At 68.2% G+C, this 26,265-nt stretch carries 28 protein-coding genes and 1 pseudogene; 12 read left to right on the plus strand and 17 right to left on the minus strand.

Annotated elements, in window-relative coordinates; genetic code table 11:
- Positions 1–196 precede the first annotated feature (196 nt).
- The 3 genes and pseudogenes from ACYVGI_RS15465 to ACYVGI_RS15475 form a co-directional block, all read left to right on the plus strand.
- On the plus strand, positions 197–1,426 hold the full coding sequence (locus ACYVGI_RS15465) for a multidrug effflux MFS transporter (RefSeq protein ID WP_460633487.1): 1,230 nt from the start codon (positions 197–199) through the stop codon (positions 1,424–1,426).
- A 100-nt stretch (positions 1,427–1,526) separates the two neighbouring features.
- Positions 1,527–2,222: a phosphatase PAP2 family protein gene (locus ACYVGI_RS15470; RefSeq protein WP_460633488.1), complete on the plus strand. Its 696-nt coding sequence runs from the start codon at positions 1,527–1,529 to the stop codon at positions 2,220–2,222.
- Between the two features lie 1,076 nt (positions 2,223–3,298).
- A pseudogene (locus tag ACYVGI_RS15475) lies at positions 3,299–3,445 on the plus strand (hypothetical protein); the annotation flags it as partial.
- Here ACYVGI_RS15475 and ACYVGI_RS15480 read toward each other — a convergent pair.
- The 8 genes from ACYVGI_RS15480 to ACYVGI_RS15515 form a co-directional block, all read right to left on the minus strand.
- Complete coding sequence (locus ACYVGI_RS15480) at positions 3,415–4,167, minus strand: hypothetical protein (RefSeq protein WP_460633489.1); 753 nt, start codon at positions 4,165–4,167, stop codon at positions 3,415–3,417. The pseudogene ACYVGI_RS15475 and the gene ACYVGI_RS15480 overlap by 31 nt on opposite strands.
- Before the next feature lie 96 nt (positions 4,168–4,263).
- Positions 4,264–4,590, minus strand: a complete 327-nt coding sequence (locus tag ACYVGI_RS15485) for a hypothetical protein (protein WP_460633490.1) — start codon at positions 4,588–4,590, stop codon at positions 4,264–4,266.
- Positions 4,591–4,611: 21 nt separating this feature from the next.
- Positions 4,612–5,211, minus strand: coding sequence for a hypothetical protein (locus tag ACYVGI_RS15490; RefSeq protein WP_460633491.1), 600 nt, complete (start codon positions 5,209–5,211; stop codon positions 4,612–4,614).
- An 18-nt stretch (positions 5,212–5,229) separates the two neighbouring features.
- Positions 5,230–7,287 (minus strand): hypothetical protein, encoded by a 2,058-nt coding sequence (locus ACYVGI_RS15495; protein WP_460633492.1) that lies wholly within the window; start codon positions 7,285–7,287, stop codon positions 5,230–5,232.
- 18 nt (positions 7,288–7,305) lie between these two features.
- Positions 7,306–7,641, minus strand: coding sequence for a hypothetical protein (locus ACYVGI_RS15500; RefSeq protein WP_460633493.1), 336 nt, complete (start codon positions 7,639–7,641; stop codon positions 7,306–7,308).
- Between the two features lie 18 nt (positions 7,642–7,659).
- Positions 7,660–7,983 (minus strand): hypothetical protein, encoded by a 324-nt coding sequence (locus ACYVGI_RS15505; protein WP_460633494.1) that lies wholly within the window; start codon positions 7,981–7,983, stop codon positions 7,660–7,662.
- Between the two features lie 18 nt (positions 7,984–8,001).
- A complete protein-coding gene (locus ACYVGI_RS15510) occupies positions 8,002–8,331 on the minus strand; it encodes a hypothetical protein (protein ID WP_460633495.1) in 330 nt (109 codons plus the stop codon).
- A gap of 18 nt (positions 8,332–8,349) precedes the next feature.
- Positions 8,350–10,362 (minus strand): hypothetical protein, encoded by a 2,013-nt coding sequence (locus ACYVGI_RS15515; protein ID WP_460633496.1) that lies wholly within the window; start codon positions 10,360–10,362, stop codon positions 8,350–8,352.
- Between the two features lie 61 nt (positions 10,363–10,423).
- Between ACYVGI_RS15515 and ACYVGI_RS15520 the strand changes: the two genes are divergently transcribed.
- Positions 10,424–10,885, plus strand: a complete 462-nt coding sequence (locus tag ACYVGI_RS15520; protein WP_460633808.1) for an LPXTG cell wall anchor domain-containing protein — start codon at positions 10,424–10,426, stop codon at positions 10,883–10,885.
- 162 nt (positions 10,886–11,047) lie between these two features.
- Here the strand turns inward: ACYVGI_RS15520 and ACYVGI_RS15525 are convergent, their stop codons facing one another.
- Entirely contained in the window at positions 11,048–11,275 is a 228-nt protein-coding gene (locus ACYVGI_RS15525; protein WP_460633497.1) for a hypothetical protein, read from the minus strand.
- 120 nt (positions 11,276–11,395) lie between these two features.
- Here ACYVGI_RS15525 and ACYVGI_RS15530 point away from each other — a divergent pair, with 120 nt between their 5' ends.
- Both ACYVGI_RS15530 and ACYVGI_RS15535 read left to right on the plus strand, forming a co-directional pair.
- Positions 11,396–12,664: a saccharopine dehydrogenase family protein gene (locus ACYVGI_RS15530; RefSeq protein ID WP_460633498.1), complete on the plus strand. Its 1,269-nt coding sequence runs from the start codon at positions 11,396–11,398 to the stop codon at positions 12,662–12,664.
- Positions 12,665–12,780: 116 nt separating this feature from the next.
- Positions 12,781–14,805: a helicase HerA-like domain-containing protein gene (locus tag ACYVGI_RS15535; protein ID WP_460633499.1), complete on the plus strand. Its 2,025-nt coding sequence runs from the start codon at positions 12,781–12,783 to the stop codon at positions 14,803–14,805.
- A 63-nt stretch (positions 14,806–14,868) separates the two neighbouring features.
- Here ACYVGI_RS15535 and ACYVGI_RS15540 read toward each other — a convergent pair whose 3' ends face one another.
- Together ACYVGI_RS15540 and ACYVGI_RS15545 are read right to left on the minus strand one after the other, a co-directional pair.
- Positions 14,869–15,747 (minus strand): aminoglycoside phosphotransferase family protein, encoded by an 879-nt coding sequence (locus ACYVGI_RS15540; protein ID WP_460633500.1) that lies wholly within the window; start codon positions 15,745–15,747, stop codon positions 14,869–14,871.
- A 16-nt stretch (positions 15,748–15,763) separates the two neighbouring features.
- Positions 15,764–16,630, minus strand: a complete 867-nt coding sequence (locus tag ACYVGI_RS15545; protein ID WP_460633501.1) for a helix-turn-helix domain-containing protein — start codon at positions 16,628–16,630, stop codon at positions 15,764–15,766.
- Positions 16,631–16,647: 17 nt separating this feature from the next.
- Here ACYVGI_RS15545 and ACYVGI_RS15550 point away from each other — a divergent pair, with 17 nt between their 5' ends.
- Positions 16,648–17,256 carry a GNAT family N-acetyltransferase gene (locus ACYVGI_RS15550; protein ID WP_460633502.1) on the plus strand — a complete coding sequence of 203 codons (609 nt, stop codon included), beginning with the start codon at positions 16,648–16,650 and terminating at the stop codon, positions 17,254–17,256.
- Between the two features lie 29 nt (positions 17,257–17,285).
- Here the strand turns inward: ACYVGI_RS15550 and ACYVGI_RS15555 are convergent, their stop codons facing one another.
- A complete protein-coding gene (locus ACYVGI_RS15555; RefSeq protein WP_460633503.1) occupies positions 17,286–17,822 on the minus strand; it encodes a hypothetical protein in 537 nt (178 codons plus the stop codon).
- Between the two features lie 50 nt (positions 17,823–17,872).
- Positions 17,873–18,109, minus strand: a complete 237-nt coding sequence (locus ACYVGI_RS15560) for a hypothetical protein (RefSeq protein WP_460633504.1) — start codon at positions 18,107–18,109, stop codon at positions 17,873–17,875.
- 511 nt (positions 18,110–18,620) lie between these two features.
- Here ACYVGI_RS15560 and ACYVGI_RS15565 point away from each other — a divergent pair.
- Positions 18,621–19,127 (plus strand): FBP domain-containing protein, encoded by a 507-nt coding sequence (locus ACYVGI_RS15565; protein WP_460633505.1) that lies wholly within the window; start codon positions 18,621–18,623, stop codon positions 19,125–19,127.
- A gap of 269 nt (positions 19,128–19,396) precedes the next feature.
- On the opposite strand, the gene ACYVGI_RS15570 is transcribed toward ACYVGI_RS15565, so the two are convergent.
- Positions 19,397–19,936 carry a hypothetical protein gene (locus tag ACYVGI_RS15570; protein WP_460633506.1) on the minus strand — a complete coding sequence of 180 codons (540 nt, stop codon included), beginning with the start codon at positions 19,934–19,936 and terminating at the stop codon, positions 19,397–19,399.
- A gap of 662 nt (positions 19,937–20,598) precedes the next feature.
- Here ACYVGI_RS15570 and ACYVGI_RS15575 point away from each other — a divergent pair.
- Complete coding sequence (locus ACYVGI_RS15575; RefSeq protein WP_460633507.1) at positions 20,599–20,877, plus strand: hypothetical protein; 279 nt, start codon at positions 20,599–20,601, stop codon at positions 20,875–20,877.
- Positions 20,878–21,008: 131 nt separating this feature from the next.
- Here ACYVGI_RS15575 and ACYVGI_RS15580 read toward each other — a convergent pair whose 3' ends face one another.
- The 3 genes from ACYVGI_RS15580 to ACYVGI_RS15590 form a co-directional block, all read right to left on the minus strand.
- Entirely contained in the window at positions 21,009–22,223 is a 1,215-nt protein-coding gene (locus tag ACYVGI_RS15580) for an integrase core domain-containing protein (protein WP_460633508.1), read from the minus strand.
- Positions 22,224–22,334: 111 nt separating this feature from the next.
- Positions 22,335–22,844 (minus strand): hypothetical protein, encoded by a 510-nt coding sequence (locus tag ACYVGI_RS15585; RefSeq protein WP_460633509.1) that lies wholly within the window; start codon positions 22,842–22,844, stop codon positions 22,335–22,337.
- A gap of 135 nt (positions 22,845–22,979) precedes the next feature.
- Positions 22,980–23,594 carry a helix-turn-helix domain-containing protein gene (locus tag ACYVGI_RS15590; protein ID WP_460633510.1) on the minus strand — a complete coding sequence of 205 codons (615 nt, stop codon included), beginning with the start codon at positions 23,592–23,594 and terminating at the stop codon, positions 22,980–22,982.
- Positions 23,595–23,695: 101 nt separating this feature from the next.
- On the opposite strand from ACYVGI_RS15590, the gene ACYVGI_RS15595 reads away from it, so the two are divergent.
- The 3 genes from ACYVGI_RS15595 to ACYVGI_RS15605 all read left to right on the plus strand — a co-directional run bounded on the left by ACYVGI_RS15595 (position 23,696) and on the right by ACYVGI_RS15605 (position 26,207).
- Positions 23,696–23,893, plus strand: coding sequence for a helix-turn-helix transcriptional regulator (locus ACYVGI_RS15595; protein WP_460633511.1), 198 nt, complete (start codon positions 23,696–23,698; stop codon positions 23,891–23,893).
- A 476-nt stretch (positions 23,894–24,369) separates the two neighbouring features.
- A complete protein-coding gene (locus ACYVGI_RS15600) occupies positions 24,370–25,110 on the plus strand; it encodes a hypothetical protein (RefSeq protein ID WP_460633512.1) in 741 nt (246 codons plus the stop codon).
- Positions 25,107–26,207: a hypothetical protein gene (locus tag ACYVGI_RS15605; protein ID WP_460633513.1), complete on the plus strand. Its 1,101-nt coding sequence runs from the start codon at positions 25,107–25,109 to the stop codon at positions 26,205–26,207. Before ACYVGI_RS15600 ends, ACYVGI_RS15605 begins: the two co-directional genes overlap by 4 nt.
- Positions 26,208–26,265: the final 58 nt, after the last annotated feature.

The following is a 26,265-nucleotide window of genomic DNA, read 5'->3' on the forward strand; positions in this document are numbered from 1 at the left end:
CACTGTCCGGATCCCCCGAATTCGGGGATGTGCACGGTAACATTCCCGCCCGGTATCCGATAGGATTATCGAGCAACGACGGTCGAATCGATTCGAACGAGCGAGTAGCACCACCGCCGGATTCCCGGCAGCACCCCTCCCACCCACACACCGCGGCTTCCCCCGCGGTGCTCGTCTTCCAGTCAAGGACCCTTTCGTGACCACCGTCGTGCATCCAGGAGACTCGCTCTCCGGTCGCCAGCGCCTCGCATACATCCTCATCCTCGGTGCGCTCACCGCGCTCGGGCCGTTCACCATCGACACGTACCTGCCGGCGCTTCCGACGCTGCAGGCCGACTTCAACGTCTCGACGGCGGCCATCCAGCTCACGCTCACGGCCACCACGATCGGGTTCGGCGTCGGCCAGTTGCTCGTCGGCCCGTGGAGCGACAAGATCGGCCGCCGTCTGCCGCTCATCCTGTCGACCGTCGTGCACATTCTGGCCTGCCTCGGCGCTGCGGTCGCACCGAACGTCGAGCTGCTCGGGCTCGCCCGCGCCATGCAGGGCATCGGCGCTGCAGCGGGCGGTGTCGTCGCGATGGCGATGGTGCGCGACCTGTTCGGCGGACGCCCGCTGGTCAGGATGCTCAGCCGCCTCGCGCTGGTCAACGGCCTCGCTCCCGTGCTCGCGCCCGTGATCGGCTCCTGGCTGCTGCTCGTCATGCCGTGGCGCGGCATCTTCGTCGTGCTCGCCTGCTACGGACTGTTCGTCGTCATCTGCGTCTCGCTCTGGATCGTCGAGACCCTGCCGAAGGCGCGCCGCCACGACGCGGGCCACTCCACCGTGCGGCAGCGGTACAAGGCCGTGCTGAGCGACCGGATCTTCGTCGGCATCGCCATCGTCGGCGCTGCCAACTTCACCGGCCTGTTCTCCTACCTCTCGTCGAGCTCGTTCGTGTTCCAGGAGATCTACAAGTTCAACGCCCAGGAGTACGGTCTGCTGTTCGCTGTCAACTCGATCGGCATCATCATCGGTGTGCAGTCCGCTGCGCGGATCACGAAGTACGTGGGCCCGCAGTGGATTCTCGCGGTGTCGACGGTGGTGATGTTCGTCTCCAGCGTGCTCATCGTCATCCTCGACCAGGCGCACGTCGGGCTGTGGGGCACGGCCATCCCGCTGTGGTTCTTCATCGCGGCGTGCGGTTTCGGTTTCCCCTGCGTACAGGTGCTCGCGCTCAACGCGCACGGGCACGAGGCCGGCACGGCCGCATCCCTCCTCGGCGCGCTGAACTTCGGCATCGCGGGCATCGTCTCACCGATCGTCGGCATCCTCGGCGTCGGCAGCGCCACCCCGATGGGCTTCGTCATGGCCGTGTGCGCCCTCGTGTCCATCGCTGCCCTCTGGTTCATCGTGCGCCCCCGCACCGTCCCCGCCCTCGCCCACTAGCCCCTTCATCCGGCTTCCTGACAATCGAATCGGAACTCCTTCACGCGTCGCACCGTCGAACCCGTGAATACCGTCTGACTCGATGGATGCACGGCGAGGCATGAGTACGTTGGTTGGCATGGGAACGGCACGCGACGACATCCAGCAGGCCGCACGGGTGAGCAGACGGTGGCCGGTGATCTCCGCCTCCGTCGCCGTCGGACTCGTCGTCGTGCTCGGCGTGATCATCGCGTTGCGCCCGACGGAGCCGTTCGCCATCGACCTCGAGTGGATGGGCGAGATCGTCGAGCACCGCTCGCCGATCTGGCTCGGCCCTGCCCTGTTCTTCAACTACGCCGGTGGAGGCATCATCGGCTCGGTGGCCATCCCCGTCCTGATCTTCCTGCTGTTGCTCGCGTTCCGACGGCCATGGGGCGCTTACTTCTTCGCGGTGGCGAGCCTTCTGTCGGTGGCGGCGGTGCAGCTTCTCAAGCACACGGTCGGTCGCGCGAGGCCGACAGAGATCCTTGTGCAGTCGGACACGGGCTCGTTCCCGTCCGGGCACACGGCTAACGCCGCCACGATGGTCGTGGTGCTCGCGATCATCTTCCCGCGGGTGTGGGTGTGGGTGGCCGGTGCGGCGTGGGCCGTCCTGATGGCCGTCAGCCGCACCTACCTCGGTGCGCACTGGCTCAGCGACACGATCGGTGGTCTGCTGCTCGGGGCGGCCATCGCGGTGATCGCGTGGGCGCCGTTCGCCTTGCGCCTGGTGCAGGAACGCCTGCGCCCGCATCCTTTCCTGCGGCGGACCATCTGACCCGTGATGTTTAATTTCGATATTCGGAATCCGCAACGTTATTGATCTCCCCCGCGCGGCTCTAGATCACCGGGAGACCCTCCCTGCCCGGCGCCATGTGCTGATCGAGCAGGTTCTCCTGTCGTAGAGACGCGGCTCCGCCGTGCGCTCTCCGAGATCACATTCGAAGCAGTGCACCTGAGTGGGCGCCGAACCGGCCGGATGACATCGGCTAGCGGCTCCCCGACACATGGAGAAGAGATAACGTGCGTTCACGCAAACTGAGGGCGACTATGGCCCTTGCTGTCGCCGGTGGTGTCGGAGCCACCGGTATGGTCGCGGTACCCGCTGCGACCGCAGCACCGGGGCAGCCGCTCGATCCGGCACAGGCGGCGCTGTACACGACGTCTGCGTTGGACGCCGGCAACAACCAGACGGTTCTGCTGCAGGGCATCAACGGGCCGACGGGGTTCACGTTCAACCAGGTCGGCACTCCCCAGGGCGGGTACGGCGCCATTGGACTTCACCAAGCGTCGGGCTTCCTGTTCGGATTGTCTCAGAAACCGGTCGCGAACAACGGCGTGTGGACGCGAATCGACTCCGAAGGAAACACGACGCTGTACAGCGTTCCTGACGCGTTTCCCTCATCCGATCTGACTTTTGTCGTCGTCTTCGGCGGAGCGTTCGGGACGGGCGCATACGCCAACAAATTCGTGTTTCAGTATTTCGCCGATTCCCAGCTCTATCTCGGCGTCATCGACGTCGATGACTCGGGAGCGCCTGTCACCGCGGGAAACATCCAGGTGAACACGACGGCGCTCGGCGATCTTGCATACTCGAACGGCTATTTCTGGATTCTTGGAATCTCAACGATCCTCCGCATCGACCCCACAAACAACTTCGCGACCGAGTTTCCGCGCCCCGCGGACCTGGCGCCGGCCGTGTCTGCGTCCACTGGAGGCGCTTGGACCTACCCGAACGGCAACGTCGGCTTCATGAGAGGTGACGTCGGCACGACGGCCGGCCGGCCTGCTGTGCAGCTTCACATCGACAACCCGAGCAGCTCGAGCCCGACGTTCACGGCTGTCGCTCAGTACATGTATCCCGGTTCTGCCGCATCGTCGGACGCCGCATTCGCCGGCTATACCCACGACACCGACCTCGAGCTCGTGAAGTCGGCCCCGGCAAGCGTGCTCCTTGGCTCGCAGATCACCTATTCGTTGAATGTCACGAACCGCTCAGCCGACCCGTCGTCTGGTTCGGTCATCGCCGACACGCTTCCAGCCGGACTCACCAACGTGCAACTGCCGGCCAACTGCCTGTTGGATGCGGGTGAGATCTCCTGCAACGTGCCCGCTCTGGCACCCGGTGCATCGCAACTGATCCAGTACACGGCCCAGGTCCCGAGCACGCCGTCGGTCGTCACGAACTCGGCGACGATCACGCCGAACGAGGTCGACCCGGACGTCTCGAACAACACGTCGACGGTGAACACGGATGTCGTCGCCGACACCGGTGATGTCAATGCGTCCGCCTCGGCGGCCGCTGATGCGACCGGCGGAGCCGCGGCGGTCGCCGCGGCGAACGCGGACGCGACGTCCGCGGGCTCGGCGGCGGCCGATGTCACGAGCGCTGCGGCCGCGCAGGCTGCTGCAAACGCCGCGGCGTCAACGGATGCGTCTGCCGACGCAACGACCACGACGGCTGCGCAGGCGGCCGCGCAGGCCGCCGCCCACGGCGACGACACCTCCACGACGGCGGCTGACGCGTCGGCGGCGGCAACCGGCAACGCATCCGCCGCGGCGCAGGCTGCTGCGACCGCGACAGCGTCGACGGACGCGTCGGCCGAGTCATCCGCGAACGCGAACGCTGCCGCATCTGCCGCGGCCGACGCCAACGCGAACAGTGCCTCCGTCGCTGCCGGCAATGCGGACGCGACGACCCAGGCGTCGGCTGCGGCCGACATCTCCGCGGCTGCTGCGGCTCAGGCCGCTGCGAACGCAACGGCGTCCACAGCGGCGACGGCAGACGCGACGACGACGACCGCGTCGCAGGCCGCCGCTCAGTCGTCAGCCCGCGGCGACAACAGCTCGAACACGGCAGGCGAGGCATCCGCTGCGACGAGTGGCGATGCTACCGCTGCAGCGCAGTCTGCAGCGACCGCGACAGCGTCGACGGACGCATCCGCCGACGCATCCACCGCGTCCAACGCGAACGCATCGGCCTCCGCTGCTGCAGACGCGAACGCGAACGCTGCCGCGGCTGCTGCGGCAAACGCGGATGCGACCACGACGGCGTCCGCCGCGGCTGACATCACCGCGGCTGCTGCCGCGCAGGCTGCGGCGAACGCAACGGCCTCGACCTCCGCGTCGACAGACGCCACCACCACGACGTCAGCGCAGGCGGCCGCTCAGGCAGCAGGTAACGTCGACGCGGCCGCCATCGGAGCGGCCGCGGCAAGCGCGGCCGCGACCGGCGATGCGTCCGCTGCGGCGCAGACCGCTGCGAACGCGACGGCGTCGACCGATGCGTCAGCCGCCGGTAGCGTTGATGCGAACGCGAATGCTGCGGCGTCGGCGGCGGCTGATTCGAACGCGAACGCTGCTGCGGTTGCTGCTGGCAATGCGGATGCGACGACGTCGGCGTCGGCGGCGGCGGACATTACCGCGGCTGCTGCTGCGCAAGCGGCAGCGAACACGACGGCGTCGACGGATGCGTCTACTGACGCGACCACGGCGACGAATGCCGCTGCGCAGGCGTCGGCGCAGGCCGCGTCGAACGCGAACAACACCGCTGCTACGAACGCGGCAGCATCTGCTGCCGCGACCGGGGACGCGACCGCTGCGGCGCAGACCGCAGCGAACGCGACCGCGTCGACGGATGCGTCGGTGACGAGCGCGGGCAACGCGAACGCTGCAGCGTCAGCTGCAGCTGATTCGCAGGCGAACGCTGCTGCGGTTGCTGCCGGAAATGCGGATGCGACAACGACCGCATCGGCGGCGGCTGACATCACGGCGGCTGCTGCTGCTCAGGCGGCGGCGAACACGACCGCGTCGACCGATGCGTCTACTGACGCGACGACGCAGACCGCTGCGGAGGCGTCGGCGCAGGCTGCGTCGAACGCGAACAACACGGCTGCTACGAATGCGGCAGCATCTGCTGCGGCGACCGGGGATGCGACCGCTGCGGCGCAGACCGCTGCGAACGCGACCGCGTCCAGCGACGCTTCGACCGTGGGCACCGCGAACGCGAACGCGAATGCTGCCGCGTCGGCTGCGGCTGACTCGAACGCGAACGCTGCTGCGGTTGCTGCTGGCAATGCGGACGCGACCACGCAGGCGTCAGCGGCGGCGGACATCACGGCGGCTGCTGCTGCGCAAGCGGCGGCGAGCACGACTGCGTCGACGGATGCGTCTACTGACGCGACCACGGCGACGAATGCTGCTGCGGAGGCGTCGGCGCAGGCCGCGTCGAACGCGAACAACACGGCCGCCACGAACGCGGCGGCATCTGCTGCGGCAACCGGGGATGCGACCGCGTCGGGGGCGGCGCAGACCGCTGCGAACGCGACCGCGTCGACGGATGCGTCGGCGACGAGCGCGGGCAACGCGAATGCTGCAGCGTCGGCTGCGGCCGACTCGAACGCGAACGCTGCTGCGGTCGCTGCCGGCAACGCGGACGCGACAACGACCGCATCAGCGGCGGCCGACATCACCGCGGCCGCTGCTGCGCAAGCGGCAGCGAACACGACCGCGTCGACCGATGCGTCCACCGACGCGACCACGCAGACCGCTGCGGAGGCGTCCGCGCAGGCTGCATCGAACGCCAACAACACCGCTGCCACGAACGCGGCAGCATCTGCTGCCGCGACCGGGGATGCGACGGCTGCGGCGCAGACCGCTGCGAACGCGACCGCGACCAGCGACGCCTCGACTGTCGGCACCGCGAACGCGAACGCGAATGCTGCAGCGTCGGCGTCGGCCGATTCGAATGCGAATGCTGCTGCGGTTGCTGCTGGCAATGCGGATGCGACCACGACCGCATCAGCGGCGGCGGACATCACCGCGGCTGCTGCTGCGCAAGCGGCAGCGAACACGACCGCGTCAACGGATGCGACCACGCAGACCGCTGCGGAGGCGTCCGCGCAGGCTGCATCGAACGCGAACAACACGGCCGCTACGAACGCGGCAGCATCTGCCGCCGCAACCGGTGACGCGACCGCTGCGGCGCAGACGGCTGCGAACGCTACGGCGTCCAGCGACGCCTCGACTGTCGGCACCGCGAACGCGAACGCGAATGCTGCCGCGTCGGCTGCAGCTGACTCAAATGCGAACGCTGCTGCGGTCGCTGCCGGCAATGCGGACGCGACGTCGGCGGCATCAGCCGCGGCGGACATCACGGCGGCTGCTGCTGCGCAAGCGGCAGCGAACACGACCGCGTCGACCGATGCGTCTACTGACGCGACCACGCAGACCGCTGCGGAGGCGTCCGCGCAGGCTGCATCGAACGCGAACAACACCGCTGCTACGAACGCGGCAGCATCCGCCGCCGCGACCGGGGATGCGACGGCTGCGGCGCAGACCGCTGCGAACACGACCGCGTCAACCGATGCGTCGGCGACGAGCACGGGCAACGCGAACGCAGCAGCGTCAGCTGCAGCTGACTCGAACGCGAACGCTGCCGCAGTCGCTGCCGGAAATGCGGATGCGACCACGACCGCGTCAGCCGCGGCCGACATCACGGCGGCTGCTGCTGCGCAGGCGGCAGCGAACACGACCGCGTCGACCGATGCGTCTACTGACGCGACGACGCAGACCGCTGCGGAGGCGTCGGCGCAGGCTGCATCGAACGCGAACAACACGGCCACCACGAACGCGGCAGCATCTGCTGCCGCGACCGGGGATGCGACGGCTGCGGCGCAGACCGCAGCGAACGCGACCGCGACCAGCGACGCCTCGACCGTCGGCACCGCGAACGCGAACGCGAATGCTGCCGCGTCGGCTGCAGCTGATTCGAACGCGAACGCTGCCGCGGTCGCCGCAGGCAATGCGGACGCGACCACGCAGGCGTCAGCCGCGGCTGACATCACGGCGGCTGCTGCTGCTCAGGCAGCGGCGAGCACGACCGCGTCCACCGATGCGTCTACTGACGCGACCACAGCGACGAATGCCGCTGCACAGGCGTCGGCGCAGGCCGCGTCGAACGCCAACAACACGGCCGCCACGAACGCGGCGGCATCTGCTGCGGCAACCGGGGATGCGACCGCGACGGCGGCGGCGCAGACCGCTGCGAACGCGACCGCGTCGACGGATGCGTCGGCGACGAGCGCGGGCAACGCGAATGCTGCCGCGTCGGCTGCGGCCGATTCGAATGCGAACGCTGCTGCGGTTGCTGCTGGCAATGCGGACGCGACAACGCAGGCGTCAGCGGCGGCGGACATCACGGCGGCTGCTGCTGCTCAGGCAGCAGCGAACACGACCGCGTCGACCGATGCGTCTACTGACGCGACGACGCAGACCGCTGCGCAGGCGTCCGCGCAGGCTGCATCGAACGCGAACAACACCGCTGCTACGAACGCGGCAGCATCTGCTGCCGCGACCGGGGACGCGTCCGCGGCGGCGCAGACGGCTGCGAACGCGACGGCGTCGACGGATGCGTCGGTGACGAGCGCGGGCAACGCGAACGCTGCAGCGTCGGCTGCGGCTGACTCGAATGCGAATGCTGCTGCGGTTGCTGCTGGCAATGCGGATGCGACCACGACCGCATCAGCGGCGGCGGACATCACGGCGGCTGCTGCTGCTCAGGCAGCGGCGAACACGACCGCGTCGACCGATGCGTCTACTGACGCGACGACGCAGACCGCTGCGGAGGCGTCGGCGCAGGCTGCGTCGAACGCGAACAACACGGCCGCTACGAACGCGGCAGCATCTGCTGCGGCAACCGGGGATGCGACGGCTGCGGCGCAGACCGCAGCGAACGCGACCGCGTCCAGCGACGCTTCGACCGTGGGCACCGCGAACGCGAACGCGAATGCTGCCGCGTCGGCTGCAGCTGATTCGAACGCGAACGCTGCTGCGGTTGCTGCTGGCAATGCGGACGCGACCACGCAGGCGTCAGCGGCGGCTGACATCACGGCGGCTGCTGCTGCTCAGGCAGCGGCGAGCACGACCGCGTCGACCGATGCGTCTACTGACGCGACCACAGCGACGAATGCCGCTGCACAGGCGTCGGCGCAGGCCGCGTCGAACGCCAACAACACCGCTGCCACCAACGCGGCAGCATCCGCTGCGGCAACAGGTGACGCGACCGCGACGGGTGCGGCGCAGACGGCTGCGAACACGACCGCGTCAACGGATGCGTCGGCGACGAGCACGGGCAACGCGAACGCAGCAGCGTCAGCTGCGGCTGACTCGAATGCGAATGCTGCTGCGGTTGCTGCTGGCAATGCGGATGCGACCACGACCGCGTCGGCGGCGGCGGACATCACGGCGGCTGCTGCTGCGCAGGCAGCAGCGAACACGACCGCGTCCACGGATGCGTCTACTGACGCGACCACGGCGACGAATGCTGCTGCGGAGGCGTCGGCGCAGGCTGCATCGAACGCGAACAACACGGCTGCTACGAACGCGGCAGCATCTGCTGCCGCGACCGGGGATGCGACGGCTGCGGCGCAGACCGCAGCGAACGCGACCGCGTCCAGCGACGCCTCGACTGTCGGCACCGCGAACGCGAACGCGAATGCTGCCGCGTCGGCTGCAGCTGACTCGAACGCGAACGCGGCTGCGGTTGCTGCTGGCAATGCGGATGCGACCACGACCGCATCAGCGGCGGCTGACATCACCGCGGCTGCTGCTGCGCAAGCGGCGGCGAACACGACCGCGTCAACGGATGCGTCCTCTGACGCGACGACGCAGACCGCTGCGGAGGCGTCGGCGCAGGCTGCATCGAACGCGAACAACACGGCTGCTACGAACGCGGCAGCATCTGCCGCCGCAACCGGTGATGCGACCGCTGCGGCGCAGACCGCTGCGAACGCGACCGCGTCCAGCGACGCCTCGACTGTCGGCACCGCGAACGCGAACGCGAATGCTGCCGCGTCGGCTGCGGCCGACTCGAACGCGAACGCGGCTGCGGTCGCTGCCGGCAATGCGGACGCGACGGCGGCGGCATCGGCGGCGGCGGACATCACTGCGGCTGCTGCTGCGCAGGCGGCAGCGAACACGACCGCGTCGACCGATGCGTCCACCGACGCGACGACGCAGACCGCTGCGGAGGCGTCCGCGCAGGCTGCATCGAACGCGAACAACACGGCCACCACGAACGCGGCAGCATCTGCTGCCGCGACCGGGGACGCGACGGCTGCGGCGCAGACGGCTGCGAACACGACCGCGTCGACGGATGCGTCGGCGACGAGCGCGGGCAACGCGAACGCTGCAGCGTCGGCTGCGGCCGACTCGAACGCGAACGCTGCTGCGATCGCTGCCGGCAACGCGGACGCGACAACGACCGCATCAGCGGCGGCCGACATCACCGCGGCCGCTGCTGCGCAAGCGGCAGCGAACACGACCGCGTCGACCGATGCGTCCACCGACGCGACCACGCAGACCGCTGCGGAGGCGTCCGCGCAGGCTGCATCGAACGCCAACAACACCGCCGCCACCAACGCGGCAGCATCCGCTGCCGCAACCGGTGACGCGACCGCGTCGGGTGCGGCGCAGACCGCTGCGAACGCGACCGCGTCGACCGATGCGTCGGCGACGAGCGCGGGCAACGCGAACGCTGCAGCATCGGCGTCGGCCGACTCGAACGCGAACGCTGCCGCGGTCGCTGCCGGCAATGCGGATGCGACCACGCAGGCGTCAGCCGCGGCCGACGTCTCGGCGGCTGCTGCTGCGCAGGCGGCAGCGAACACGACCGCGTCCACCGACGCGTCAGCCGACGCGACCACGGCGGCCAACGCGTCTGCGCAGACGTCCGCCCAGGGTGCTGCCAACGCCAACAACACCGCCGCCGCCAATGCGGCAGCGTCTGCCGCGGCGACCGGCGACGCTTCCGCCGCCGCGCGGGGTGCTGCCAGCGCCATCGGGTCGACGAACGCGTCGGCGGATTCGACCGGGAACGCGAACGCGGCGGCCTCGGCTGCTGCGGATGTCAGCGCCAACGCGGCTGCTGTTGCCGCAGGCGCCGCAGATGCGTCAACGCAGGCGTCCGCCGCAAGCGACGTGACCGCCGCTTCGGCAGCGCAGGCTGCAGCGAACACGGCTGCGTCGGCGAACGCGTCAGCAGATGTCAGCACCGCCGCGAATGCGGCTTCGCAGGCGTCCGCTCAGGGTGCCGCGAACGGGGACAACACGGCCGCTGCGAACGGTGCAGCGTCCGCCGCTGCCAACAGCACCGCAGCCTCCTCGTCCGCTGCCAATGCCGCGGCGTCCACAGACGCGTCGGCCTCGATCGCGGCCAACGGCACCGCCGGCGCGAACACCGCAACCGAGGGGGCGACGACCGCAAACGCGAGCGCCGCTGCAGACGGTTCGGGTGAAGGCAAACTCGCCAGCACCGGTTCCGACACCAACGGATGGCTCGTCGGCGGAGGCATCACAGGCCTCCTGCTCGGGCTCGGTGCGTTCCTGTTCGGTCGTCGCCGCAAGAACGAAGCAGAGAGCGGCGACACCAGCATCAACTAGTCGCGACCATCATCGTCGGCATCGTTTGAGGCGGTGACACGAGGCGGGGCCAGGACACACCAGTCCTGGCCCCGCTTTCGTCCGTCACCTGCGCAGAGTCAGAGACGTTTCCGCCACCGTCACGCCGCGCTCGCGGGCACTGACCGCGACACACGACACCCTTCACACCGCCAGACCCCCCGTCCCGGCTGCCGCTCTTGCCGGTCGCCCCAACCAGCCCGTGCGCTGCTCGGGGAGGAGGGCGGCACGCACCGGCTCGTCGGGGGAGTTGCTCGCGTGGGGCCGGACGATGGCGAGCGTGACGGCCAGCGCATCCTGAGCTGTCACACCGCCGAGTTCGGCACCCCAACGCACGACGGACGGATGCAGAGCGCCGTGGTCGAGGAGCACACTCCGTCGCCGCACAGGTGGTCAGGTGGAAGGCATGATGCTCCTCAGCCGGGACGTCCGAACACGTTCGGGGGCGAAGTTTCTTGACCGTCGCGATGCGATGCGCGCTAGCGTTGCGCCATGAGAATCCTGCTCGTGGGCGCCGGCGGGGTCGGCGACGCCATCGCGAAGATCGCCGCACGCCGAACGTTCTACGAAGTGATCGTCGTCAGCGACTACGACCTCGGTCGCGCGGAGAAGACCATCGCGTGGATAAGAGGGAGGCACGGCGACGAGGTCGCGTCGCGGTTCGTCGCGGCCGCCATCGACGCGTCCGACCCGGATGCCGTTGCCGCCGTCGCCAGGGAGCACGGAGCGACGCACGTGATGAACGCCGTGGAGCCGAAATTCGTGCCGACCATCTTCGCCGGAGCGCTGGCCGCGGGCGCCGACTATCTGGACATGGCGATGAGCCTGTCGGAGCCGCATCCCACCGACCCGTACGCGAAGACCGGCGTGAAGCTCGGCGACGACCAGTTCGCCCTCCGAGGCGACTGGGAGACGGCGGGCAGACTGGCGCTCGTCGGCATGGGCGTCGAGCCGGGGCTGAGCGACGTGTTCGCACGGTACGCCTCCGACACCCTGTTCTCCCACATCGAGGAGCTCGGCACCCGTGACGGCGCCAACCTCGTGGTGCGGGACAGCGACGGCAACGAGATCTTCGCCCCGTCGTTCAGCATCTGGACCACCATCGAAGAGTGTCTGAACCCGCCGGTGATCTTCGAGAAGGACGCGGGGTGGTACACGACGCCCCCGTTCAGCGAGCCGGAAGTGTTCGACTTCCCCGACGGCATCGGCCCGGTCGAATGCGTCAACGTGGAGCACGAGGAAGTGCTGCTGATGCCGCGGTGGATCGACGCGGAACGGGTGACGTTCAAGTATGGGCTGGGGGAGGAGTTCATCGGCATTCTGCGCACACTGCACCAGCTCGGACTGGACTCGACCACGCCCATCCGGGTGCGCAGCCAGAACGGTCCTGTCGAGGTGGCCCCGCGGGATGTGGTCGCCGCCGCCCTCCCCGACCCCGCCACGATCGGGCCGCGGATGACGGGCAAGACCTGCGCGGGAGTGTGGGTGAAGGGAACCGGTGTGGATGGGAACTCCCGCGAGGTGTACCTCTACCACGTGAGCGACAACGAGTGGACGATGGCCGAGTACGAGGCGCAGTGCGTCGTCTGGCAGACCGCGATGAACCCGGTGATCGCGCTCGAACTGCTCGCGACGGGCGCGTGGGCCGGAACCGGCGTGCTCGGCCCTGAGGCGTTCGACGCCGCCCCCTTCCTCGACCTGATGGCGCGCCCGGTCGACGAAGGAGGCTACGGGCAGCCCTGGGGGCTCCGGGAGCAGTAGCCCAGCGACCGCGGCAAACCTGTCCGACGTTCGTCACGTCGGACTGTCGCGTGTCGCCGGAACAACTTCGGACTCCATTGCTGCGCGGGGGCAGACCGCACCTTTAGAGTGAGCGCATGAGCGACGCGGATGCACTTGCCCAAGCCCAGGCCGACGCGAAAGCCGCCGCGGAGAACGCGGCCCGGCTGCAGGCGGAGGCGGCGGACGCGATGAAACGAGCACAGGATGCGGCCGCGGCGGCACAGGCGCAGGCCGACGCCGCGCAGGCGCGAGCCGATGCGGTGCAGGCCCAGGCCGCGGCGGCCCAGACGGCGGTGGCGGCCTCGGACGCGGCGACCGCGGCCAGCGCGGCTGCGACGGAAGTCGCGCCGCCCGCCCCGGCTCCCACACCGTCCGCCGCCCCGGCTCCCGCCCCAGTTCCCGCCCCGCCCGCCGCACCGGCAACGGCCGCGGCACCCGCATCCTCGCCCGCCGGCGCCGCCGGCGCCTCCGCGCCGCCAGCCGGCCCGCTCACCGAACCGGAGGTGGACGCTGTGCGCACCGGTTACGCGTTCACCGGGGCGGTGCTGGAGATGGGGGCGCTCGTGAACGGGGAGGCGCGCGCGGACGTGCCCGTGCGCATCCCGTTGTCGATGACCAACCGGCACGGGCTCGTGGCCGGAGCGACAGGCACGGGCAAGACCAAGACGCTGCAGGTTCTTGCGGAGCAGCTCGCCGCGCACGGGGTTCCCGTGTTCGCCGCCGACATCAAGGGCGACCTGTCCGGGATCGCGACGGCGGGGGAGCCGAACGACAAACTCCTCGAACGGACGCGCGGCATCGGTCAGGACTGGGCGCCGCACGCCACCACCACCGAGTTCTTCTCGCTCGGCGGCATCGGGAAGGGCATCCCGATCAGGGCCACCGTCGCCGGGTTCGGGCCGCTGCTGCTGTCGAAGGTGCTCGGGCTGAACGACACGCAGGAGTCCAGCCTCGGGCTTGTCTTCCACTACGCGGACAAGGCAGGGCTCCCGCTGCTCGATCTCAGCGACCTGCGCGCCGTCCTCACCTACCTGAACAGCGCGGACGGGAAAGCGGAGCTCGCCGACCTCGGCGGGCTGTCGAGCGCGACGGTCGGGGTGATCCTGCGCGAGCTCATCACCTTCGCCGACCAGGGCGCCGACGCGTTCTTCGGCGAGCCGGAGATCGACACGGCCGAGTTCATCCGGCTCGCCGCCGACGGCACTGGGGTGGTCAGCCTGCTCGAAGTGCCGGGCGTGCAGGACAAGCCGGCCCTGTTCTCGACGTTCCTGATGTGGCTGCTCGCCGACCTGTTCAACGACCTGCCGGAGGTCGGCGACCTCGACAAGCCCAAGCTGGTGTTCTTCTTCGACGAAGCGCACCTGCTGTTCAAGGACGCATCCAAGGATTTTCTCGCCTCCATCACCCAGACCGTGCGGCTGATCCGGTCGAAGGGAGTCGGCATCTTCTTCGTCACGCAGACACCGAAGGATGTGCCCTCCGACGTGCTCGCGCAGCTCGGTTCGCGCGTGCAGCACCAGCTTCGCGCGTTCACTCCGGACGACGCGAAGGCGCTGAAGGCGACGGTGTCGACGTACCCGAAGTCTGGCTACGACCTGGCCGAGGTGCTGCAGCAGCTCGGCACGGGTGAGGCCATCGTCACGGTCATGGGTGAGAAGGGTGCGCCGACGCCGGTCGCGTGGACGCGGCTGCGCGCACCCCAGGGCTCCATGTCACCGGCGCCCGAGTCGCAGATCGATGCGACCATCGCCGCGTCTCCGCTGCTCTCGAAATACGGGACGGCCATCGACCGCGACTCCGCCCGCGAGATGCTCACCCGCAAACTGGATGCTGCCGCCGCGGCCGCCGAGGAGCAGGAGCGCGTGCTGGAGCAGGCCAAAGCGGCAGTGGAGGCGCAGAAGGCAGCGGACAAGGCCGCCGCGGCCCAGGCGAAAGCGCAGAAGGCGGCCGACGCGGAGTACGAGAGGCTGCTGAAGTCGACGGGGCCGACCACCCGCGGCAAGCGCACGACCTCGAAACCGCAGCCGAACCTCCTGGAGCAGGTGCTCGGCTCAAAAGCGACGGCGTCGATCCTCACCGGCGTTGTGGAGGGGATCTTCGGAACGCGGAAGCGGCGCTGAGGAACAACGGTGGGGGCGCTGGGCCGACCGTCGCGCGATCGGCAGCGCAGCCTCAGCGCAGCGTCAGCCCGCCGCATCCCCGAGAAGCGACCGCGCCAGCCTCGCCACCCCCAGCGTGTGTCCGGCGTCGTCTCCGCTGCGCTCCGACCAGCACGAGGAGAGCGCCGCCCACGCGAACGCCCAGCGCAGCATCCGCGCGGGCTCGACGCCGGTCGAGGTGCAGATGACCCCGAGCTGACGTTCGAAGCGTCCGGGGGCGAGGGCGATCCGCGCATCCGGGTTGCACAGGATGTTGGCGTAGTCGAATCCTGGGTCGCCCGCGACGTGCTTCGGGTCGATCGCGAGCCAGCCGTCCGCGCCGAAGTCGAGCACGTTGCCGTGGTGCAGGTCGCCGTGCAGCACGAGGTCGGCGACGGGATGCGCGATCAGCTCCCCGGCGACGGTCGCCGCGTGCGTATACAGGCCGTCGTGTGCCGCCGGATGCTCCGCCGCCTCCTCGAAGAGCTCGCGGAACCACACCAGCAGGCTCACCAACCCGTGTGGTCTCGGCCGGTCGTCGACCGCGTGCAGGCGGTCGGCCGTGCGGCACAGGATGCGCGTGGCCGCGTCGTCGCTGTCCGGCCCCGACCCGGCGATGGTCGCCAGATCACGGTCGCCCGTCGCACGTTCGACGAGGATCGCGTCGCCGTCCGCCGCGAACACCGGCGCGGCTCCGCGTCCGTCCCACCAGGCGAGCAGGCGCGATCCTGCGGCCTCTTCCGCAACTGTCGCCAGTTTGAGGAAGGCGGGGCGACCGCGCCAGTCCACCGGCTGCAGCACGCTCGACGGGGTGGCGAAGGCGTCGCCGGAGGGGGTCAGCCGCCAGCGGTCGCGCCAGGGCGCGAGAGCGGCGTCCGCGAGAGCGGCGACCGGGCTGGACGGGCACGGGAGCTGTCCGGTCATCGGTCGGAATCCGTCATCAGCCGGTCGACTCGGCCGCGTACGTGCCGGGCGTCGACCCGATCACGGCTTTGAACTCCCGGCCGAAGTGGGCCTGGTCGGCGTAGCCGAGTTCGGCGGCGAGGTCGGCGAGCTGAGGCGGCGCAGGGGAGCGCAGCGCCGCCGCCGCCTCCTGCAGCCGGTAGCGCTGAATGAGCCATTTGGGCCCGAAGCCGATGTGGCCGGCGACCAGCCTCTGCAGGTGGCGGATGCCGAGCCCGAACCGGTCGGCGAGCTGCTCGACGCGGGTGATGGTCCTGTCGGTCTCCACCGCATCCACGATCGCGTCGACCATCCCCGCCTCGACGGTGGGGGCAGGCAGCGTCGTCGTCCAGTCCTCGAACGCCTCGACCGCAGCCTGGTCGTCGCCCTGCCGCATGGCGTCGTGGATGCGCGCGCGAACCGCATCCACTCCCGGAAGCAGCAGCGCGTGATGCTGGTAGCCTCCTGCCCCGTCGGTCAGCGGGACGGCCGAGGGCAGGCTGCGGACGCTCACGCCGACGAGGCCGCGCGCTACGCCGGGGCGGAGCATCGCCCCGAACGCCCAGCCGTCGCCCCGCAGGGTCTTCACGCTGAGGCCGCGGCGCGCCAGGTGGAGCGCGGTCGTGTCTGGTTCGAAGACGAGGTTCGCGGTCGGGTACTCGAGCACCTGCTGCCGCAGGGACGCACCATCGGGGAGTCGCCAGCGTGGGATCCAGTAGTGGCGGACGAACGCGGCGGCGTCTTCGCCCGGCCAGCGACGCTCGATGGTCACGGGCGTCGACGCGCGCTCGTTGAGGTGGCCGTGGCTCACCGGCTGCTCGGCGCGGGTGGCGGAGTCGTGGATGGCAGCGGCGGAGGTGCTCACGCTGACATACTTTCACGGTGAGCTCGATCCGTCCCTACCAGCCCGGCGACCGCGACGACGTGTACGACGTGTGCATCCGAACAGGGGCGAGCGGCGGTGACGCGACCGGGACATACCGGGACGACGACCTCATCCCGGACGTCTTCGCCGGCCCGTACGCGACCTACCAGCCCGACCTCGCGTTCGTGGTGGACACCGGCGAGCACGTGGCAGGGTATGTGATCGCCGTCGCGGACAGCGCAGCGTTCGTCGACTGGTACGCCAGGGAATGGCTGCCGACGTTCTCCGCCAAATACCCGCTCGATACGGCGCGCGACGACAAGGAGCGCGAAGCGATCACGTTCGGCCTCGACCTGCAGGGGATGCTCGTGCCCGAGCTCGCCGAATACCCGGCGCACCTGCACATCGACCTCCTGCCCGAGCTGCAGGGGCAGGGGTTCGGCCGCGCCCTGATCCGCACGCTCCTCGACGCCCTCCGGGAGCGCGGGGTGCCAGGCGTCTACCTGCGGATGTCGCCGACCAACCACGGAGCCCGCGCGTTCTACGAGAAGCTCGGCTTCCACGAGCTGCCATCGAGCACGCCGGACGGCCCGGTGTACGCGATCTCGACCAACGCCGCGGTGTAGCCCACGCCGCGGTGTACCGCCGCGGCGGGTCAGCGCCCGAAGCGCGGCAACCGCTCGAACCAGTACAGCAACCCGGGGGATGCGCGCCGCAGCTCCGAGAGCGTCATCGAGTCCTCGCGCCTCGTCACGGGCACGTCGAGCTCTTCGGCCACGCGCTCCATGTCTTCGAGCGCCCAGAACTGCCCGCGCATCCGGATCAGCAGCTTGCCGTCCGTGCCGGTCACGAACAATTGCGGCTGGGTGTCGAGCGTGCTGCCCTCGTACAGGTTGACCAGGATGACCTGGCCGACAGAGCCCGGCACCACATCCACTGTCCTGCCGAAGAAACCGCGTTCGCGCACGACGTCGCGGCCGAGCTGGATGGTCGTGCTGAAGAACGCGAGGACGGCGAGCGTCGTGCCGGTGATCACCACGATGTGGAGGCCGAGCACGAGAGGCCAGACGCCGTCTGGGATGGTCAGCCAGTAGAGGACGGCGAAGACCGGGGTGGTGAGGGCGAGAATGGCGATGATTCCGCGCGCGAAAAGGTGGGCGTGCGGGCGCAGAACCACCGTCTGCTGCACCACGCCCGTCTCCTGTCTCAGCTCCCGCCGACCCTCCATCCTTCGAGGATCGCCTATCGCGGTGGCCTTTCGGTAGCGGCATTTTGGGGGACACGGGCGTCCGGTTTCGATGCGGCCGCCCGCTCGCGCATCCGGATGTTGCGCACCCGGAAGGCACTCAGAATCGTGATGAGGACGCAGGCGCCGAAGACGACGGCCATGCCGAGATCGTGCATGTTGCGGCCGATGAGCAGCGTGATGGCGCCGAGCAGCACGGTCGTGCAGAGCTGGGCGAAGACCTTCTTGCTCACGGAGCCACCTTCCTGCGGGCCGGAGTCCATCGTAGTGTCGGTGCCAGGGCGACTGTCCGGCCGCCGCAACGGAAAGGACACGACCGTGACGAACAAGACGCCGCGCGAAGAAGCCATCCAGAAGGAGCAGGAGCGCAAGGACGAGGAGAAGGAACACCTCGAAGAAGAGGAGGAGCGCCGCCTGAAGTAGCGGCTGCCGCGCGTCGGTACAGGGGAGCGGGCGGTGGAGCCGGTCAGGGGCGTTTGTTACACTCCCAGGGTGTCCACTCCGCTCGCTCCCGTGCTGCCCTCCGGGCGTCAGGAGGTCGTCGGCGTTCTGAACGCCGGCGTGAGATAGCGTCGTCTTCCCCTGCCTTCCGCCCTCGTTCTGTGCGAGGGATGCGGTGACCGACCCCGTGCATCCACCTGTGGTGCCTGTCGTCCCGCGCAGAATCCGACGCGCATCCGGGCTCGTCCGCCCGTGCGATCTCTCCGGCCGTCGCGGCCGTACTCCGATTGGTGAAACACACTCATGCTCCCTCTGACCGAGCAACAGCTCCGCTCCTCGTTCGTCAACGCCTCCCGCAAGGAGGTCAGCGACCTGACCCTGCCCGCCGACTTCCAGACCATCGACTGGGATGCGCTCGACTACCTCGGCTGGCGCGACCGCAAGCAGCCGAAGCGCGCATACGCCGTCGTGATCCTCGACGGCGCGCCCGTCGGCCTGCTTCTGCGCCAGGCAGAGGCGTCCGCGCTCAGCCGCCCGCAGTGCTCGTGGTGCCAGGACGTGAACCTGACCAACGACGTCGCTTTCTACAGCGCCAAGCGCGCGGGCCAGGCCGGAAAGAACGGCGACACGGTCGGCACACTCGTCTGCACCGACTTCGGCTGCTCGGCGAACGTCCGCAAGCGCCCGCCGCTCGCCTACGTCGGCTTCGACGTGGATGCGGCGCGCCAGGAACGCATGGCGAGCCTGCGCGAGCGCGCGGCGAGCTTCGCGGTGTCGGTGCTGCACGGGACGGGGCGCACCTCGGCCTAGCGACGGGGATGCGCATCCACAGCCGCCTCCACAGGTGACCCGGCGCGCAACGGCGAGATGCCAGTAACTGCGTGCGATCCTTCGGGGCCCGGCGCAGTTACTGGCATCTCGTCGGCCGCTGCCGCGGCATCGGATCCGGTTCCGGGAAGAAGGTGTCCTGTGGCCTTGCGCGGCGTGCCCCAGTCGTTCGGTGTCGCGTGGACACCAATGCGCCCATAGTGGTCTGCTGGGGCGAAAAGTGAAGGGCTGGGTCGGCGAGCGGGCGCGCCTCAGCCTGTCGTGTAAAACGGATCTGGTTGAGCTGGCAACCCGAGTGATCTCCGGAACACGGGGCCCACGTCGGCAAAGCGAGCGACGTTGCCGTTCGCGGCCACGGTGCATCCGGAGAGACCGACCGTCACGGTTGCGCGCGCGGATGCGTCCCAGAAATAGAGGTCTGCTTCCTCGCCAGAGTCGGCCGGGCACGAGAGCAGTCCCTCCGCAGACTGCCGAAGAGCGTTGAGCTCCTTGGCGACGTTCGCGGCTTTGGCCGGATCGTTCGCGATGCGTTCTTCCAGCTTCGCCGGGCCTGGTGCGTAATGACACACGAGCAGCCCTGTCGGCGTGAACGGGACCAAGCGGTCTGTGGCGCTTCCCCCGAGTGCTGAGGTGCGAGCGGCCGGAGCGGCCGGACACGTCAGGGTGGCGAACGTCGACGTTTCGGGCGAGTGCGCTGTCGAAGGTGTGGGCGAACCAGAAGTGCATCCGGAGAGGGTGGCGCCGAGCAGAACGGACACGACGACCGCTAACGTCACCCCGCCGTGCTTCATGCGCTGACACTACATCTGTCGCTGACTCGGAGACGCGAACCCCCCCCCCGGATTCGAACCCCGGATGGACGCTGCGCGCGCACCGGCGGCGCATCCTGGAACACGATTGGCGGAGAATGGGGGATTCGAACCCCGGATGGACGCTGCGCGCGCACCGGCGGCGCATCCTGGAACACGATTGGCGGAGAATGGGGGATTCGAACCCCGGATGGACGCTGCGCGCGCACCGGGGGCGCATCCTGGAACACGATTGGCGGAGAATGGGGGATTCGAACCCCCAGCGAGGGCTTTGAAGGCCGCTGAAAAGGGCCAACTTCCGCCGAATTACGCGGAAGTTGCATCTCCTGTTATCTCCGTAATTTGGCCCGATCTCAGAATTTTGTGGGCAAAATGTGGGCACGGCCATTGCACCAAGAGCCTCGCGCGGTTGTGATGTATCAGGACATCTCTGACGTTTCTGCATCAGGACATCTCTGACAGACGGTGTATCAGGACATCTCTGACGGGAGCTGTGTCCAAACGTTTGGCATGTCTCGACCGTCCCGCATGTGTCTGTCGAGCCTGAGGACCGCACTTTGCGTGCTCGAGACTAGCTATGTGACATAGCTGGCGCCGCTCATTGGGCAGTCCTATGCTTCGGTTATCGAGGGGATGGGGGCGTCATGATCGACATGCGCGAGGATGCTGACGGAGTCTTTCGTGCGGACGCCGACCGGCCGCTCCCATATGGGTTGCATGATGATCCTCAGGAGCCGTTCGTGGCCATCGTCGCTCCCAACATCGACAAGGTCTCTTCCCTGTCTTTCGATCGCCGGACGGTGGCCGGCCGGCGCTCCCGCCGGGGGCTGATCGCCGTCGCCGCATCAATAGCCGGCGGTGTCGTCGTGATTGGAATCGTGGTTGCAGCGCAGTCGGTTATGAGCTTCTTGGGCGTCCAGTAGTCCCGCCCTGCGAGGCGAGCTGCGTTGAACAGACTCCCTCTCCTGCGCCTGGGCGACCGCATCTCGGCCGGTTGTGCTGAGGTTGCTTTTGATGACCATCTGGGGACCTTGCCGGACGAGGTTGGTGACCCTTAGACCGTCTTCGGTTTGCGGCCGCGGCGTTGGCCGCTGGCGACGTATGTGGTGCCGGGCTTGGGCCAGGGGTATTCGGCGATGAGCGTGCCCTGGTAGTCGAAGATCAGCACGGTCTTCGCTTCCTCGACAATGTAGGCGGTCGAGCCGGCGAGGGTGCGGCTGGTCTGGAAGCGGATGCTGCGGACGACGACGCTGCCGGTGTCGCGGATCCGGGTCATCCGGATGCCGTCGTCAGACTTCGGTGCGGCTGCTTGTGGGACCGGGCGCGGTGCTTCGACCACGGGCGTGGCCGCCCAACCCAACGCTGGTGTGACCCGACCGGGGAGCGCTTGATGCGGTCGCTCGGTGTTATAGATGACGTCGAACGCGTCGACCTGGGCCTGCAACTGCTCGAGCGTCTCCGCGAGTGGTTGCTTGTCGAGATAGCGGAACAAGGTCTGGTGGAAGCGCTCGTTCTTGCCTTGCGTGGTCGGTTTGTAGGGTTTGCCGGTGATCGGTTCGACGCCGAGTGAGCGCAGGTAGGCGACCAGCTGGCCCAGCACTCCGCGCCGGGACGGGTTCAGCGCCGCCCCGTTGTCGGAGAGCAGCCGTTGCGGAACACCGTGGGCTGCAATGCCCTTGCTGACCACCGTGATCGCGCCCTCGGAGGTCTCGCCCCAGGAGACGTGGGAGGCGATCGCGAGGCGGGAGTGGTCGTCGATGAGCTGAAAGATCACGCATTTGCGTCCGCCGGTTAGGACGTATTCGGTCGCATCCAGCTGCCAGCATGCGTTCGGCGCCGGATAGACGAACCGGCGATAAGACGCTCTCGGCTTCTTCCTCGGCTCAATCTTCGCGACACCCTGCTCGCGGAAGATCCGCGACAACGACGCCGTCGACGGCACCGGGTCCATCCCAAGCGACCGCATCTTCTCGTGAACACTGATCGGGCCATGGTCCAGGCCCGACGCCTCGAATGCGGCGCGGACCCCGACCGCTCGTTCGACGACCTCGTCAGTGACCCTCGACGGGCTGCTGCGCGGCCGTCTCGACCGCGGCTCCAACGCCGCCGCCGGCCCATCCTCCGCCGCCCGCTTCCGGATCGCGTAGAACGTCTCCCTGGAGATCCCGTGCTCGGCGCAGAATGTCGTGATCGACCCGCGCGGAGCATCCGGCGGCCACTGAACGATCGCGAGACGGACACGAGGATCAACAGGGTCAACACGACTCATCCCTCAAACATTGAGGGCAACTGTCAGGACCAACCCCGCCGAAACGTCAGAGCTCTATTGATGCAGCTTCGTCAGAGATGTCCTGATGGATCGCAAGAGCCTCGCGCGGTTCTACGGCGCGGCGGCCCGCCTCATTAGTTCAGGCTGCTCTTGGGCGACGGTGGCGGCTTCCATGATCTGCTCGGTCTTTACCCATTCGTCGACGCGGAGCCCGAAAGACATCCGCAATGCCAGCATGCCCATCCGTCGTGATGGGAGCTCGCGGAATCGTTGAGGGTTGGAGGTCGTCGCTGCCGCGACAGCACCGGCTTCTCGGACGAGCCAACGTGTGAGAGTCTGCACGGAGGATTGGTCGACGCCCTCATCTCCAGCGCCCTGCACCAGTTTGTTCAGCGTCGGGATCACGCGAAGCTCGAAGTCCTCGTTCTCTGCCCACGCAGTATTCATCGCCGCGTTCATAGACATGATCGCGGCGTGGGCCACCCGCTCGCGTGGCATCCTGGCTTCGCTTTCGGCGGCGTCGCGGGTCACCGATAAGGCCGCTCCGGCCGTCCGGTTAGCTGCGAGCGCGACGATGAGCGCGACGAAGGCGACAGTGATCGAGGCGGCGCCGACAATCACGGGAATCCAAACGCCGGACCACCAATCGAAGTCTGTGGGCGGCGCGGAGTAGTCCCACGGCCAATTATCGCGATCATGGACTTAGTCTGCAGGCCGCCAGGGGTTCATGCCCAGCACTCCGGCAAACCTTGATTCCTACTGGGATGAGCCGCCCGAAGTAGTTTCGGTCGACTCGTCGAGACCGACCATGCCGTCGCTCGTGAGCACTCCCGATAGCAGCGAGACCTCCCGGCGTATCCGATCGATGCGATCGCGGACTCCGGTGTTGGCCCCGGTGAGATCGGCGTCGCCGGATTTCGCCTGCACGTCCCAAATCATGCGAAGACGCTCTAGTTCGCGCTCAAGCGTGCCGAGCTCGCGAAGTGAGTTCAGTGTCTGGATGTCGGACCGTTCGGCTGCCAAGCGAGGTCGGTAAGAACTCGCCGGCGTTGCAGAAAGCCAGCAGTCGAACTCGGCCGCACTCATGCCGACAAAGTCGTCACTGAGATTCGGCAAATCCAAATCTGCGGTTGGTCTTCCCATCGGGGCGAGAAGCATCGAAGGCGGAACGTTGAGCCCCCGGGCGATATTCAGCAGCTGGCTGACACCAATGTCTGCCTTTCGTCCCGACTCAATGTTCTCCAGCACGGCCTCAGTGACATTCCCTCCAGGAATGGCCTCTGCCAACTCGCGTGTGGTGCGAAAACCACGCTGCCGCCGAGCGAACTTGATCCGCGCTCCAACTGTTTGCTCGCCTCGAAAATCCGTCATGTCGACAGCCTAGTGCGACCACTGTTGTCAATCCAGCGAATAGTGGTATTGTCTTTCTCACAACACGTGGAAACTCTCGTTGTCGAAACGGAGGATACGAGATGATTGGGGAATTCATTCGGCCCGCCGACGCGGCCGAACTCACTGGGCTGTCAGTGGCGGCGCTGGCACAGCTTCGCTACCGCCGCCAAGGGCCGCGCTTTTACAAGCCGACCTCGCATCGGGTCTACTACAAGCGTGCGGAGGTGATCGCATGGCTGGAATCGGGAATCCAGACCGCGACGTCGATGCTGGCGTAGGAGCATCGGTCGAGGCGCAAGCCGGGCTAATTCAGGACTTCGTGGACGGGTATCTAGTGCCGGTTGACCCCATGGATGACCTGCAGTGTGAGAGCTGTCAGTAGAACAGCCGGTGCACCCGGCGCGCCGCCGCGCCACGACCCCTGTTCGGGGGTAGCGTGCGGCACCAAATGGAGCGGCTGATTCTTACCCCACTTGCCGTTACGCCGGACTCGCGATTCGAGTCAGGGCGTCGGTGACGCATCGTGGCTGAGACTCCCGCACTTCAGAGTCGAAGTCGCCGCTCCACCATCGAATCCGAGGGCGCCGCCCCGAACCCCATGACTTCGGCGCTGCTCGGCTCATCCACCCTCCCTTGCCCAGGTGGGCTTTCGCGCGCCGTCGTGCGCTCGGCCGCACCACTGTTCTAACGGGCCTCACGGCTCGAACCCGGTCCTTCGCATTAGCCACATCCATGCAAGGAAGGTTGTGATCTCGTGGCTGAAGGAAATCAAGTCGCAGTTGTGGACGATCGTCTCGGAGAACTTCTCCGCACCGTCGACAGCATGCGCTCGTTCGTCCGATACCGCCTGTGGGGCCGGCCGAACGATGTCGACGTCGTTCTGCAAATCGTGCGGGAGTCCGTCTGGCGCCGCTGTTCCGCATATGACCCGGCGAAAGGGACACCGAACGCGTTTGTGTTCGGGATCACACGCCATGTCGTCCTGCGCGAACTACAGCGCAAGGTCGTCGAGACCGATGAGCTGCCGGCGGACATCCAATCGGGCCGCGACATCGACCCGCTCGATGCGCTGATCGGTCGGTTCGAAGCCAACCGGTGGATGAGCCTGGTCGCCGATTTCGTCGGGCCATCCGACTGGGTCGTGGTGGGTGAATTGGGGCTCACCGATGGTGACGGCGATCGTGTGGCTGAGGCGCACCACCTCTCTGCGCGCGGGCTTCGGACAGTTCGCGAGCGCGTGAGCCAGGCGGCGCACACCGTGCGCGCTGCGCTCGCGGCCGCCGATGCAGGCCTTCCACTCACTGGCTCCGTCGTTGTGCGATGCGTCCCTGAGCGGGGCGGCTTCCGTGAGGTCGCCGAGATGATCGACGACGACGCCGAGACGATCGCCGCCAGACTGCATATCCACGCCGGATCGGCGCGAGCGCGGATCGCGACAGCGAAACGTCTGATGATGATCGCCCGGGCCGTTCTAGAGCAGGAGGTCTCGGCATGATCACCGCGGGCGCCCGTGCGGCGCACGCAGTCACCCATCCAAAAGCAACGCGGAATCTGCTGATCGTCATCGCTGTCCTCGTCCTCGTCGTCCCCGCAAGCTTGGTAGCCCTGCCGGTCACGATGGTGCTCGCGATTGGCGCAAACGGGTTCGTCGGTGGGGGAGAGTGCGGCGGCTCCGCGCCCACCGTGGCCGCCAGCCAGAGCGTCGACGGGTATGGGCCCGACCAGTTGAGAATCGCCGCGACAATCATCACCGTCGGCCAACAAATGAACATCTCACCGCACGGCCAAACGCTCGCGCTGATGGTCGCGATCGGGGAGTCCGGACTACGGAACCTCGACCACGGCGATGCCGTCGACGACACCACCATCGGGGTCTTCCAGCAAGGCGCCGGCTACGGCACCCCTGCCCAACGAATGGACCCAGCCACTGCTGCTGCAGCGTTCTACACGCGGATGCTCCACGTGCCGGGCTGGCAGACCATAGCCCCGACCTTGGCCGCCCACGCCGTCCAGATCAACGCGGACCCGAATCACTACGCACCCTTCTGGACTCCCGCCCAACACGTCCTCGCCGCGCTCACCGGGGCAACCGCCGGCGCGTGCCAAATCCCGGCGGACGCCCGCGCTGCCGCGGCCGTGCTGGTGCAAGCGATCCAGGCAAAGAAGCTGAACTTCCTCGAGGCCCGGTATCAGCAACAGGTCATCAACATGGCTGACGGGACTGCGTCCCCGAACTGCGTGATCGACGGACACGTCCTTCAGTTGATCGTCGTCGCCGTCCAGTCGTTCCAGCAGGTCGGCGTCAGCGATCTCAACCGTCGCTGCACCGGCACAACACCAGGCGCCGGGACCAAGTCGGCGCACTGGAAGGGCAAAGCCGTGGATTTCTACGCCCTCAACCGTCGCTCGCTCACCGGTGCGGACGACCTCTCCACGCAATTGATCCACGTGCTGGATCCCTACGCCCCGCACGGGTCGAGCGCCGGTCAAAGCGACTGCCGCGCCCAGTCGGGCGTGACTCTCGGCCCACTGATGAACATCACCCACACCTTCGCCGACACCTGCAACCACCAGCACATTCAGGTGCCCTGACCAACCAACCTCACCAATGCGCGCCAAAACCCACCCCGAACCGGAACGTGTAGGTAAA

It is taken from the genome of Leifsonia lichenia, from assembly GCF_054780215.1.